Source organism: Synergistota bacterium, from assembly GCA_021159885.1.
Taxonomy (GTDB): domain Bacteria; phylum Synergistota; class GBS-1; order GBS-1; family GBS-1; genus AUK310.
Genome location: JAGHDO010000050.1, coordinates 1 through 12,812, shown reverse-complemented (window position 1 = coordinate 12,812; position 12,812 = coordinate 1). Strand labels below are relative to the sequence as shown.

Annotated in this window: 12 protein-coding genes, 1 pseudogene and 1 other annotated feature; of the genes and pseudogenes, 10 read left to right on the top strand and 3 right to left on the bottom strand. The window is 43.8% G+C overall.

Translation table 11 applies throughout. The features are described 5' to 3' along the window. Positions 1-30: 30 nt before the first annotated feature. The 3 genes from J7M13_04625 to J7M13_04615 form a co-directional block, all read right to left on the bottom strand. Positions 31-1,296 carry an ATP-binding protein gene (locus J7M13_04625; GenBank protein ID MCD6363266.1) on the bottom strand — a complete coding sequence of 422 codons (1,266 nt, stop codon included), beginning with the start codon at positions 1,294-1,296 and terminating at the stop codon, positions 31-33. Positions 1,297-1,445: 149 nt separating this feature from the next. Continuing rightward, on the bottom strand, positions 1,446-2,588 hold the full coding sequence (locus J7M13_04620) for an aminopeptidase P family protein (protein MCD6363265.1): 1,143 nt from the start codon (positions 2,586-2,588) through the stop codon (positions 1,446-1,448). Between the two features lie 4 nt (positions 2,589-2,592). Next, positions 2,593-3,963, bottom strand: a complete 1,371-nt coding sequence (locus J7M13_04615) for a sodium:solute symporter family protein (protein ID MCD6363264.1) — start codon at positions 3,961-3,963, stop codon at positions 2,593-2,595. A 170-nt stretch (positions 3,964-4,133) separates the two neighbouring features. After that, positions 4,134-4,401, top strand: a binding site (T-box leader). 32 nt (positions 4,402-4,433) lie between these two features. Here J7M13_04615 and J7M13_04610 point away from each other — a divergent pair. From J7M13_04610 to cmr1, 10 genes and pseudogenes are all read left to right on the top strand, one after another. Then, positions 4,434-5,648, top strand: a complete 1,215-nt coding sequence (locus J7M13_04610) for an argininosuccinate synthase (protein MCD6363263.1) — start codon at positions 4,434-4,436, stop codon at positions 5,646-5,648. Further along, a complete protein-coding gene (argH, locus tag J7M13_04605) occupies positions 5,629-7,023 on the top strand; it encodes an argininosuccinate lyase (GenBank protein ID MCD6363262.1) in 1,395 nt (464 codons plus the stop codon). The genes J7M13_04610 and argH overlap by 20 nt, the downstream gene beginning before the upstream one ends. Before the next feature lie 39 nt (positions 7,024-7,062). Next, positions 7,063-7,233, top strand: a complete 171-nt coding sequence (locus J7M13_04600; protein MCD6363261.1) for a hypothetical protein — start codon at positions 7,063-7,065, stop codon at positions 7,231-7,233. Between the two features lie 150 nt (positions 7,234-7,383). Then, positions 7,384-7,599 carry a hypothetical protein gene (locus tag J7M13_04595; GenBank protein ID MCD6363260.1) on the top strand — a complete coding sequence of 72 codons (216 nt, stop codon included), beginning with the start codon at positions 7,384-7,386 and terminating at the stop codon, positions 7,597-7,599. Beyond that, a complete protein-coding gene (locus J7M13_04590; protein ID MCD6363259.1) occupies positions 7,596-7,808 on the top strand; it encodes an ATP-binding cassette domain-containing protein in 213 nt (70 codons plus the stop codon). The genes J7M13_04595 and J7M13_04590 overlap by 4 nt, the downstream gene beginning before the upstream one ends. A 193-nt stretch (positions 7,809-8,001) precedes the next feature. Continuing rightward, positions 8,002-8,340, top strand: coding sequence for a hypothetical protein (locus J7M13_04585; GenBank protein MCD6363258.1), 339 nt, complete (start codon positions 8,002-8,004; stop codon positions 8,338-8,340). A gap of 55 nt (positions 8,341-8,395) precedes the next feature. Next, positions 8,396-10,012, top strand: coding sequence for an AarF/ABC1/UbiB kinase family protein (locus J7M13_04580; protein MCD6363257.1), 1,617 nt, complete (start codon positions 8,396-8,398; stop codon positions 10,010-10,012). Positions 10,013-10,018: 6 nt separating this feature from the next. Further along, entirely contained in the window at positions 10,019-11,233 is a 1,215-nt protein-coding gene (locus J7M13_04575) for a phenylacetate--CoA ligase (GenBank protein ID MCD6363256.1), read from the top strand. Continuing rightward, positions 11,234-12,264, top strand: a pseudogene (locus J7M13_04570) (SO_0444 family Cu/Zn efflux transporter). Positions 12,265-12,669: 405 nt separating this feature from the next. Beyond that, the coding region (cmr1, locus tag J7M13_04565) for a type III-B CRISPR module RAMP protein Cmr1 (protein ID MCD6363255.1) at positions 12,670-12,812 on the top strand (143 nt) is incomplete at its 3' end.

The window sequence follows — 12,812 nt, the reverse complement described above, 5'->3', positions numbered from 1 at the left end:
GGGTTTCTTCGGATGGGTTAAGATCTTTAATCAGCGATACTCACAGAAGCGCTTCCTAATCAGCTCATCTGCTTTGTAGAATGGGGAGATCTTAATGTCTGTATTTTCTGCTCTTTCGAAGCCCTCGGTATCTGGGGTTAGAATGATGGCGAGAGGAGGATTGTATCTTTTTATAAAGCTCCTCAACGATCTCGGAGGCGAGAGGGATTTTCCAGCATGCCACTTTACCTCAATGGGAAGAATTTCCTCGCCCTTTCTCAGCACGAAGTCAACCTCCGCTTTCTCCTTGCTTCTCCAGTAGTGAATTGTGAAGTCGAGTTCGCGCGATAGTTTTTTCAGCTTTAGATATACAAAGTTTTGAAACACGAAGCTATAATCGTACAGGTTCCCGAACTCGCCTGCAGCGTAATTTCTCATGCCTATATCTCTGAAATAGCATATGGGAGCTTTAACGAGCTCCTTCAATTTATTTGTGAAGAAGGGCGTTATTAGATCTATGATAAAGGTTCTTTGAAGGTAGTAAAGGTACTCTTTAAGAGTTTTTTCGGTTATACCAGCTTGAGATGATAGGGAGGAAAAGTTGAGTAGTTTTCCTGCCAGGATACCGAGAAACCTTAGCAAAGCTGAAAACTGGGGAACTTTCATGACCATGAGAAAACCTTTAATGTCCTTTTCTACATAGCTATTGTATATTTCCCTTATAATCTCGCGTTTCTCTCGAATGTTTTCTTCCGTCACGATTTTTGGATAGCCTCCGAACTGAAGATATTCTTCCAGGAAATCTCGCGTTTTTTCCTTTTCGATTTCAAAAAAGCTCTTGAGCCTATCTTCGTATCTATAGAAGGTTTTGTAGTTAACAAATTCTTCAAAGCTTACTGGGTCAAGCTCGAAAACTCTTTTTCTTCCCGCAAGGGATTCTTGTATTTTCTCTTTAAGATCTATTGTGCCAGATCCTGTGACTACAAACTTATAGGGGAGCTCCATGTCATAGAGCCCTTTCAGAAATAGGCCTGCATTTTTAATTCTCTGGACCTCGTCTATGAAAACAAAACCTCCTTCTTTACCAAGCTCGAGCTGAAGCTTTTTCAAAAAGCTCCTCGGAGAGGTAAAGTGAAACTTGTCTTCCTCTATATCGAGGTTGAAATAAATAACTCTTTTGCCTTTTTCTTGAAGCTCTTTCTGAAGGATCTTTACAAGAGTAGTTTTACCGCTCTGGCGGGGTCCAGTTATGACCGTTATTTCTGGTTTCGAGAGATGGTTTCTAAGTTGGGTAAGAATACTCCTTTTTATAAGCAAGCTCTCACCCCTGCTTTAACTAAATCTATATAGCTATTTTATCATAACCCGAGTATTTTGGAAGCTCCCTTCTAAATTAGTATGAGTATATTTGAAGCCTCCGCTTCCTTTTTCTTTTTAAGGAAGCGGAGGCTTCAGCTTTGTTCTTTCTAAGGCTCAAGTATGCACTCTTCCAGGCTTGAAGGGGCAGAAGTGATTAGCTCATAACCATTTTCTTTTACGATGACTGTGTCGGAGTGTCTGAATCCTCCAATACCCGGTATGTAAAATCCAGGTTCTATACTAAGTACCATTCCTTCTTCCAGGATATCTTCTGAGTCAAATCTAAGATACGGTCCTTCATGAACGCTTAATCCGAGTCCATGGCCTGTTCTATGTATCGCGAATTCACCAAAACCGGCTTTAGAGATGATTTTTCTCGCTGCTTCGTCTATTTCCTTGCATCTAACTCCGGCTTTAACCTTTTCCATAGCTGCTTTTTGAGCTTCTAACATTATCTGAAAACAACTTTTCTGTTTTTGGGAAGGGTTTCCTAAGAAGACCGTTCTCTCGCATTCTGATCTATAGCCGTTTAGCGCTACCTGTCTGCTGTGGATTACTATATCTCCTCTTTTAAGCTTCCTCGCTATGGAGAAAACATGTGGAAGTATGCTTCTTTCTATTCCAGATGGGGACATGGCAAAAAGATCTACTCGACTACCTGCGAAGCTTTCTGCCGCCATTTTTAAGATCGCTAAGTGTCCTATAGCATCAATTTCTATTTCCGTGATGTTTTCTTTTATCGCTTTTAGGCTTTCCCTAACACCGAGACTAACCAGCTTTCCCGCTTTACGTATAAGATTAAGCTCTTCTTCATCCTTTTTCAGTCTTTCCCTTCTGATAAAGTTTCCTACATCTTGAATTTTTCTGACACCAATTTCCGCAAGAAACTCCGCTATCGATGTGGGAAGCTTTTCCTTCTCAACTCCCGCTCCTTTCCAACCCTTTTGGATAATGATTTCCTTAAGAATGGAGAAGGGCTGCGTTCCTGCATGGGCTTTTTCAGGATGTTCATAGTAGACATGAATTTTGTCCACTGTGGCGTCTTCTTTAGCGTGTAGCTCTTCAAGGCAGGGTACTATGAGGTGAGTTTCATTCTGGGATATCGTAAGGAGTATGGGACGGCTGTAAATGATGGCGTAAAAACCGGTATAGTAGTATTGATTTAGGGGATCCAGTATAAGAGCGAAATCTACTTCCTTTTCCGCGAGGAAGCTTCTTAACCTGTTTATCCTGTTTTTAACTTCCTTCATGAAATCATTCCCTCCTTTTTGAGGATAGGAGGTTAACTAGGATTAACGTTATTATGGCTAATGGTGCTGCTATCATAACGCTCGCTAATCCGTATGGCTTTCCCGCAATTTCCCACGCTATGGTAGCTATTGCCCCAACTAGCATGCTCGAAATGCCGGCTGCTGGAGTTATGCGTGAGGAAATCACCGCTGCAAGAAGCGCTGGTGTTATCGATGCTCCATACATGGTATATGCATACATTTGGACGGAAAGAACCGTTGGGAAGAAGGTTATTATCAGATAAGCAAGTATTCCTAAAACTACTACTCCCCATCTTGTTATAAGTAGGCGATGTCTATCTGTAGCTTCAGGGTTTATAAGCCTTGTGTATATGTCCCAGCCGAGGTTAACCGCGCTTGAGAGAAGGTAGGAATTACCGGTGGTTATTATAAATGCAGTTATTGCCGCAAGGCAGAGCGCTCCTATTATGGTTGGCATTGAACTTGATGCCAAGCGAATTAAAGCCATTCCTGCGGGAATGTTGGGGTAAAGAGCTCTTGCGGCTGTTGCTCCAAAGGCTACCAGTGGGGTAACGATAAGAACCCCCAGGAACCACCCGATGGCTCCCCATCTTGCCGCTTTGGGATCTCTCGCGGCAAAGAAGCGTTGGTACATGTTCTGATCACCAAGTATTAAGAAGAGCAGAGGGAAGAAATATCCCATGATCGTCAACGGAGACAGTCCCCCGAGGCTAAGATGTTTAGGAGGTAGCTTAGCTGCGATGGCTGACCACCCCCCTGCGTGGCTTATAGCGAGAGGCACACCTATACAGAGTCCCAGTAGCATGAGACAGGCGCTGAGGAAATCAGTATATGCTACTGAGTATAACCCTCCAAGAACTGCGGATCCTATAACGACTGCGGCACCAAGCAGAGTTCCTATGTTGGAGGGGATTCCAAGCGTTGCTTGAAGCACGAAACCGATTCCCTTAAACTGATAAGAAACGATTCCTACATAGGCTATCATTATTATAAGGCTGCCAAGTATCCTTGCGCTCTCTCCATATCTATACTGCAGTACATCAGGGACGGTTTGCATTTTTAGCCTATTTATTTTGTTCGAGAGCAGATAGAGTATGACTATGCCTACAGGAGATGCCAGGCTGAATATTATAGCGACCCATGGTCCATGCTTGAACCCAAGAGAGTTAGTCCCACCTACGACGGTTCCCGATCCCATCCAGGTGGCCATTAGCGTTCCAGCTACTATTATTCCCGGTAAGGTTCTTCCAGCAACCGTGAAATCTTCCGATGTTTTTATCAATTTGCTGTAGTAAATGCTTATAAGCATGACCACCGTGAGGTATACCACCACCACTCCAAACGCTATAGACAACTTAAGCACCTCCTTTTAAGAATTTAAATAAACTGGTATACCCTTGTGCTTTTTTCTAAATCTTGACTTGATATATTATGCCAAATCTAATATATTAGACACTAAATGGCTTGTCAACCCTTGACGTGCTCGAGTTTTTTTATTATAATTTCACCACCAGTTTAATAGCGCTAAAGGCTGTGAAGGGGTGAAGTAGGCTTTATCTCACCGACAGAGAGGGAACGCCAATGGGGCTGAGAGCGTTCCTCGGTCTGAGGAAAGCTGAAACGGGCCCCTGAGCTGAAGTCCGAAGAAAGGCTCGTTTGGGGTGAGCCAAGTAGGGCTTCCGGGTGGACTCCGTTAAAAGTCCAGAGAGAGGGCAGGGAAAGGGTTATAGTTGTTATTTCTTTTCCTGTCAAGGAGGGTGGCACCGCGAGGCTAATAGGCCCCGTCCCTCATTTGAGGGATGGGGCTTAAATTTTTAGACGGAGGTGGTAAACTTGAAGGTAGTTTTAGCCTATTCTGGTGGACTCGATACCTCTGTTAGCATCAAGTGGCTTCAGGACAATTACAAAGCTGATGTTATCGCTCTAACGCTTGATGTAGGGCAAGGAGCGGATTTTGAAGCGATAAGGGAGAAAGCTTTAAAGCTTGGTGCAAAAAAGGCTTACGTTATTGATGCTAAGGAGGAATTTGCACGCGATTTCGTTCTCCCTACTCTTAAGGCAAATGGGCTTTATGAAGGGAGATATCCGTTGCTTTCTGCGCTTTCAAGGCCTCTTATAACAAAGCACCTGATAGAGATAGCCGAAAAAGAAGGAGCTCAGGCTATAGCTCACGGTTGCACGGGAAAGGGTAACGATCAGGTCAGGTTCGAGGTCAGCGCTATGTTTCTTAATCCATCTATAAAGGTCATAGCGGCGGTAAGGGAGTGGGGCTTCACGCGCGAGGAGGAAATAGAGTATGCGCAGAAACACGGAATACCGGTGCCCGTTAGCAAGGAGAAGCCTTATAGTATTGATCTTAATCTCTGGGGCAGAAGTATAGAGTGTGGGATAATAGAGAATCCTTGGGAGGAACCCCCCGACGATGTGTATGAGTGGACGATATCTCCCGATAAATCTCCAGATGAACCCGAGTATGTTGAGATAACCTTTGAAAAAGGGGTTCCCGTTGCTTTAAATGGTAAGAAATATGACAAGCTTTCTGAGCTCATATTTAAGCTAAACGAGATAGGTGGAAGGCACGGTGTGGGGAGAATAGACATGATAGAGGACAGACTGGTGGGAATAAAATCTCGTGAGGTTTATGAAACTCCCGGGGCAAAGATATTATTGGAAGCGCATAAGGATCTTGAAATGCTCACTCTTCCAAGGGATGTTATGGAGTTTAAGCCCATTGTGGAGAAAAGATATGCAGAGCTTGTTTACTATGGTTTATGGTATTCTCCTCTTAGAAAGGCTTTTGATGCCTTCATAGATAGTCTTCAAGAAAGGGTTAGCGGAACGGTTAGGGTAAAACTATGGAAGGGTAGCTGTGTTGTGGTGGGAAGGAAATCCGACTACGCGATGTATAAATATGAGCTTGCAACTTATGATAAGGAGGATCAGTTTGATCACAAGGCTTCCGAAGGTTTCATAGAGCTTTGGGGACTGCCCCTGAAGGTTTATTCCTTGGTCGGCAAAAATGCTCAGGGGAAGGTTTGAGAAGGAGCCCGCAGATCAGCTTCTTAAATATACCGTAAATCTCGCGGTTGAGAAAAGACTTGCCCTTTACGATGTGGAAACCAATTTGGCTTACGCTAAGGCTCTCTTCAAGGCGGGAATTTTATCGGAAGGGGAGCTATCGCAGATCACTAAGGGGCTTGAGGAGATAAGAAGGGAGATACTTGAAGAGCGATTTCCATGGCGGGAGGAGCTTGAGGATGCCCATATCAATATAGAAAGAAGACTTGTTGAAAAGATAGGGGATATAGGCTATAAGATTCACACAGGGAGAAGCAGAAACGAGCAGGTTTTAACTGATCTAAAGCTTCTTCTTAAGGATGAGCTTGTCTACGTTGCTAAGGGGTTAATTGAGCTTCTTAATGCCTTCATCGAGCTTTCGTCAAGGTATATGGGCGTTATTATGCCCGGCTTTACTCATTTTCAGCCTGCTCAGCCCATACTTTTTTCTCATTGGCTTATGTCTTATTTCTGGGGCTTTGCGCGAGATGCCAAGAGATTCGCTTTTCTGTATGATGATGTGGATGTCCTTCCCTTAGGCTCTGGCGCGCTGGCGGGAACGGCTTTTCCTATAGATAGAGAGTTCCTTGCCAAGGAACTTGGTTTTTCCAGAATATCTGAAAATAGCATATACGAGGTAAGTTATCGTGATTTTCTTTTAGATTTCCTTTATCTTTTCGCTTCCATCATGGTTAGATTTAGCAGGCTTTCTGAGGAGCTTATCATATTCTCAAATCCCGCTTTCTCGTTTATAGAACTTTCGGATTCCTTCACAACTGGAAGTAGCATGATGCCTCAGAAAAAGAATCCGGATATGGCTGAGCTCGCTCGTGGAAGAAGCGCAAGGGTGATAGGAGCGCTTACCTCTATGTTTACCCTTATTAAGGCGCTTCCCTCTGGCTATAACAGGGATCTTCAAGAGGACAAGCCAATATTCTTTGACGCTCTTGATATAACCAAGCTAACCCTTAGTTTCTTTCCGGACATGCTTCTTGAGATAAAGGTTAACGAAAGCGCGATGCTCGAAAATATGGATGAGCTTCTTTTAGCCACTGATCTTGCGGATTACCTCGTTCTTAAGGGAATGCCTTTTAGAAGAGCTCATGAGATTGTAGGTAGGTTAGTTAAATACGTCATCCGTGAGGGAAGAAGCTTAAAGAGCCTCTCCCTCACGGAGTACAGGAGCTTTTCGGAGCTTTTTGATGAGGATCTGTATAAGGTTCTTGACTATAAGTTTAGCATAAGTAGAAGGCGTGTTCCTGGGGGTACATCTGTAGAAAGCGTGAAGAGGGAGATAAAGGAAGGTAGAGATTTCCTAAAGAAGCTAATTGAAATCAGACCTTTTTCCGATATATAATATAGAGGAACCCTCCAGGGAAGGGCAGGTGAGCCAAGGATGGATAGCGTAAGCGGAATTGTTGCGTCTAAGCTGGCTCTGGAGCAGATGAAATTTATGACGCAGGTTCAGGCTAATCTTTTTAAGCAACAGATGGATCTTCAAAAGGAGCTGATGAATATCCTGTTGCAATCAATGGGCATAGGAGGAAACGTTAATCTTACCGCTTAGATGTGGAGGGATTCCCAGGGTGATGGCTCGAACCCGATGGAAGGGTTCGAGCCATTTTGTTTTATTGCATGACTTGCCATAAATGGAAATTTTGATATACTTTCTACCAAAAGGGGTGATGCGGGACTGAAAGCAAGAATTATCACATTTTTGCTGACTTTATTGATCTTATCTTATCCTTTTAATGCATGGAGTAGCGTAAGATGTGTTTTGCTATATGGTCCTTCCTCCTTTCCAATAGGACATCTTCCATCTGCTGAGGTTGTTAGAGTACCTCAACGAGCGCTTGCTCTTCTTCTAAGTGGGGAAGCTGAGGTGATCGCATTTCCGGTAAATGCTGCTATAAAGCTTCGTTTAAAGACTTGAGGAAAAGCTACGGTGATCTTTTAGTTTTCGAGGGATTGGATTTAGAATTTCATCTCGGTGAGATAAGCGTGCTCATCGGTCCTTCGGGGTGTGGTAAAACGACTCTTTTAAGGGTAATAGCTGGCCTTGAAAGGCCGGATAGGGGGGAAGTTATAGTACCGTTTGAGAAAATCGGTTTTCTTTTTCAGGATGACAGACTTTTTCCTTAGCTTATTCCGTACTTCTCGCGTGCTTATAGTCCTATGCTTGCTACCGCTGCCTTTATAAAGACATGAAAATCCATCTGCTAAAATCACAATCCTAAGTCCATGTATAGCCAAAAAGGACGAGATAGTTCACGAGAATGTCAGGATCATTTCAAGGAGAAGTCGGAAAAGCTTATGCCCATACTTAACATGATAGATAGCTCAGGTAGCGGATCAGACGAGCCTGCTTGCTCTAAATCCCTCAATTGAGGCTGCTCGAGCTGGCGAGGCTGGGAGAGGATTTTCAGTTATAGCGCAGGAGGGCAGAAAGCTTGCTGAGGGTACAAAGACTTACTCTGAGGAGGTAGAAAATACCATCAAGCGGATGAGCCAAATGATCAAGAAGGTTGTAGTGGGCGTTTCAAATATGATCGAAGCGCTTGTGAATGAGGGCGAAGTGGTTGAAAGCTCCGTTGAGCTTTTCCAGAATATCCTTAGAAAGGTTGAGAGCTTGTCTGAGAGTATACAGAATCTTAGGGGGTTGCTGAAGAGATGAGTGCTAACTTTGATCGGATAAGGAATTCCATGGAGGAGATATTAAAATCAGTGTAATGATAAAATATAGAAATCTTAAAAGGTATAGGGAGATAGTTCAAGTTCTATTCAAATATGGTTTCGGGTATGTGGTTGAAAGAGTTGGACTTTCACGCCTCTTTAAGGGCAAAAGGGAATTTATAGCCTATCCGCGCCTTTCCGGTCCTGAGCGAGTTCGGAAGATTCTCGAGGAGTTGGGTCCAACCTTCGTCAAGCTTGGACAAATATTAAGCGTGAGACCTGATCTTATACCTCTTGAGTATGCAATGGAGTTCAGGAAGCTTCAGGATAACGTTTCTCCTCTTCCGTTTGAGCTTATAAGGAGAGAGATAGAATCGGAGCTTAAAAGACCCTTGGAGGATATATTCGAGGAAATAGATCCTACCCCTATAGCTTCTGCATCTATAGCTCAGGTTTATAAGGGGAGATTGAAAAATGGTGGTAACTTAGTAGTGCTTAAGGTTCAAAGACCTGGTATAAGAAAAACGATAGAGGCAGATCTCGATATTCTTTACCATCTCGCAGGCTTGATAAAAAAGCACTTTGCCGAGGAGCTAACCTATGATCCGGAAGAAGTTGTTGATGAATTTGCTCATGCTATAAGGAAAGAGCTGGACTTTGAGAATGAGAAGAGGAATATTAAGAGATTCGGACGCTTCTATGGCGATGAGCCGTATCTTGTGGTTTTAAAGGCTTACGATGAATATTCTACAGGAAAGCTACTTGTTATGGACTATGTTGAGGGAATCAAGCCCGAAAGCAGAGAGACTCTTTTAAGCTATGGTTTGGACCCGGATGAGATTGCGAAAAGGGGAGCAGTTCTCGTATTCAAGCAGGTGTTTCTGGTAGGGTTCTTCCATGCGGATCCCCATCCGGGCAACATACGTGTGCTTAAAGACGGTAGAATAGCCTTTCTTGACTTTGGTCAGATGGGCAGAATTTCTGAAGAGCTTGCTGATAGGCTTTGTGATCTTCTCGGGGCTTTTATCAGAAAAGATGCTGGCACCATGATAGACATACTTATTGAGATGGGGGTTATGGAATCTGTCCCCCCGAGCGGTTTTAGAACGGAGCTCAGAGATTTCATAGAGGATTACTACGAAGTTCCACTTGGGGAAATAAAGCTTGGGGAATTTATAGATGAGCTTACCGAGCTTTCCTTGAAATATAATCTCAGGTTGCCCAGGGAGCTCGTTCTTCTTTCAAAAGCTTTAGCCACTATAGAGGGTGTTGGAGCCCAACTGTCTCCTGGCTTTAACTTCCTTGAGACGGCTAAGGAATATATGGCTGAGCTTTTTAGAAGAAGATATTCTGCAAGTAAATTTTCTGCCATATGGAGGCATGGCTTAAGGGAACTTGATAGAGCTTTTCTAAAATTTCCTTATGCTCTGAACTCTATTTTGAGAATACTGGAAAGTGGGAAAATAACTGTTAAGGTTGAATCTACAAGCAGAGATGAGGTTGCTGAGAGCCTGAAAGGCCTAACAAAGGGAATCATTTTAGCATCGCTTTTTCTTGGTTTTGCGTATCTTCTTCCGAGGCTTTCAACCTTGCGGTTGAAAGATATAGCCTTTTTAGCTTTCTTTTCCTTCGCGGGTTTTCTCGCGGGACTAATAATTAAAAGAGGAGGTTGAGATGAGATGATCGAAGAGCTCCAAGCGCTACTTAAGAGGGTTAAAGAAAAGGTTCCCTTCTATCGTGAAAGATTGAAGGGAATCGAGCCCTCCAAAATAAGGAGTCTTTCCGATCTTAAGTATCTTCCTTTCACTACGAAGGAGGACTTAAGGGAAAGGCCCTTTGAGGATTTCCTCGCGGTACCGGAGGAACAGGTTGTAAGGATCCACTCTACCTCTGGGACTACCGGAAAGCCGGTTGTAATAGCTTATACCAAGAAGGACGTTGAAGACTGGATTAACATGATGGCGCGATCGCTTTCCTTTGCCGGGGTCACATCTAAGGACAGGGTTCAGGTAACGCCAGGTTATGGACTATGGACCGCGGGGATAGGCTTTCAGAGCGGAGCAGAGGCTTTAGGAGCGTGGGTTATCCCCACGGGTCCCGGGAACACCGAGAGGCAAATCGACTTCATGATAAGGATGAAAACGACGGTGATCACCGGAACTGCTTCCTATGGGCTCTTTCTTGGAGAAGAGATATCGAGGAGAGGCTTAAAGGATAAAATTCATCTGAGGAGAGGAATATTTGGGGCGGAAATCTGGGGGGACAAAAGAAGGAGGAAAATAGAGGAGCTTCTCGGTATAAAGAGCTTTGACATATATGGTATGACTGAAATTTATGGGCCGGGTATAGCTATAGACTGCCCGGTTCATGAGGGTATGCATTACTGGTCTGACTACTTTATATTTGAGATCATAGATCCGACAACGGGCGAAGTTCTTCCTCCAGGAGAGGAGGGGGAAATAGTTATAACTACTTTGAAGAAAGAAGCTATGCCCTTAATTCGCTTCAGAACGAGGGATATAGGAAGTATTCTTCCTGATCCGTGTCCCTGTGGTTCACACTTTCCAAGAATTTCAAGGATAAGGGGAAGAACTGACGATGTAATAACCTTTAAAGGCGTTAAAATCCTCCCATCGGTTTTTGAGGAAGTTATATCTGCCGTTGACGGAGTGGACAGCGAATACGAGGTTCATCTTTACACGGAGCGGGGGATGGACAGAATGCTCGTCAAGGTGGAAATGAAGGATGGCAGAGATCCTCAAGAGGTAAGGGAAGAGCTTTCTAATCTGTTTAAGAGGGCTTCCGGTGTAAAAGCGGAGTTTGAGCTTCTTCCTCCAGGCTCTCTTCCACGATACGAGAAGAAAGCGAAAAGGGTGATGGATAGAAGGGAGTGAATGGGCTTTCTTTCAGAGGTATGGGAGCTACTTCTCAGCATGTCAGCATATCTTCTACTCGGTTTCTTGATAGCAGGCTTTCTGCGTGCCTTTATTCCTCCTGAGAAGATATACGAACACTTTTCCGGAAGCGATCTATCATCAATTGTAAAAGCATCCCTTTTTGGAGTTCCTCTTCCGCTGTGCTCCTGTGGGATAATTCCAGTAGCAGCCCTGCTCAGAAAAGAGGGAGCCAGCAGGGCTGCTACCATTTCCTTCCTTATCTCAACGCCAACTACGGGCGTGGATTCCATACTTGCTACCTATTCGCTTTTAGGTCCGCTGTTTGCCATTATAAGACCGCTGTCTGCCTTTGCGGGGGAGTTAGCGCGGGAATTCTGACCTCTTTGCTCGAAAAAAAAGGAGCAATCTTCCGCTGATGGAGAGAAAAGAACCTTCTCCTGTGCTATCTGTGATGTAGCTGTGAAGCACACACATAGGTTCTCTGAGAGACTGAGCTTTGCTTTAAGATATGCCTTTATTGACCTTATGGAGGATGTAGGTAAGTGGATCCTTATAGGCATCCTTGTTGGGGCTTTTATAAGCTACCTTATTCCTGAAAGCGTGGTAAAAAATTATCTTGCTGAGCCTTATCTTTCATATTCCGTGATGCTTCTTATATCCGTTCCTATGTATGTGCTACGGGATCCATCCCAATAGCATCTGCTCTTATAGCGAGGGGAATGGCTCCAGGTGCGGGACTTATCTTCCTGATAGCTGGTCCTGCGACGAATACCGCCACGATATCCTTTGTCGCTGGAAAGCTCGGAAGAAAATATCTTTTAATCTACATCTTAAGTATAATTTCTGTGGCATTTGCTTTCGGGTATGCTCTCGACCTCATATGGGAAGGTTTTGGACGAAATCCAGAGTTGCTCAGGGGAGGCACGGAGATGTTGCCATATTCCATTAGAGCTCTGAGTGCATTTCTCCTCCTGATCTTTATAGTCTTATCTTTGCTAAAAAGGCATGAGGAACACCATCATGAGGAGGGAAAAGGGACGGAATTTGATCTTATCATAAAAATTCCGGACATGACCTGTGAGCATTGCAGAAAAACTATAGAGAGAACCCTTAAAGACATAGAGGATGTTAAAGAGATTCAGGTAGATCTAAAAGAAAAAGAAGTGAGAATTATTGGTAAAGTGCCACGAGATAAAATAATTTCTGCTATAATAGAGGCAGGTTATACGCCTGAAGAGAGGGAGGAAAGAGAGTGAAAAGGTAATGGAAGATAATAAACATGCTTTTAAAGCCTTGGCTGTATTTCTGATGTGTCTTATAAGGGAGGGGTTGAAACTCATAACCCCTCCCTTTATTTTTGTGTTATTGATTTATAATACCATTTATGGTATTATAAATGTGTCTTATAAAGCTTAACAGGAGGGAGAGATATAATGCATAAGGTTTCACTTGAGGTGGAAACGGTAACGCCTCTTTTTATCGCCGGTGCGGATCAGAGGAATATAGGGAATGAGGGATTAAGACCGCCGAGCTTGAGAGGCTTGTTGAGGTGGTGGTTTAGAGCTGCTTTAGGAGG

Coding starts and splice junctions, on each gene's coding strand:
- J7M13_04620 (MCD6363265.1), bottom strand. CDS start 2,588: ATGAAGGAAGTTAAAAACAGGATAAACAGGTTAAGAAGCTTCCTCGCG.
- argH (MCD6363262.1), top strand. CDS start 5,629: ATGCTCAGGGGAAGGTTTGAGAAGGAGCCCGCAGATCAGCTTCTTAAA.
- J7M13_04600 (MCD6363261.1), top strand. CDS start 7,063: ATGGATAGCGTAAGCGGAATTGTTGCGTCTAAGCTGGCTCTGGAGCAG.
- J7M13_04580 (MCD6363257.1), top strand. CDS start 8,396: ATGATAAAATATAGAAATCTTAAAAGGTATAGGGAGATAGTTCAAGTT.
- J7M13_04575 (MCD6363256.1), top strand. CDS start 10,019: ATGATCGAAGAGCTCCAAGCGCTACTTAAGAGGGTTAAAGAAAAGGTT.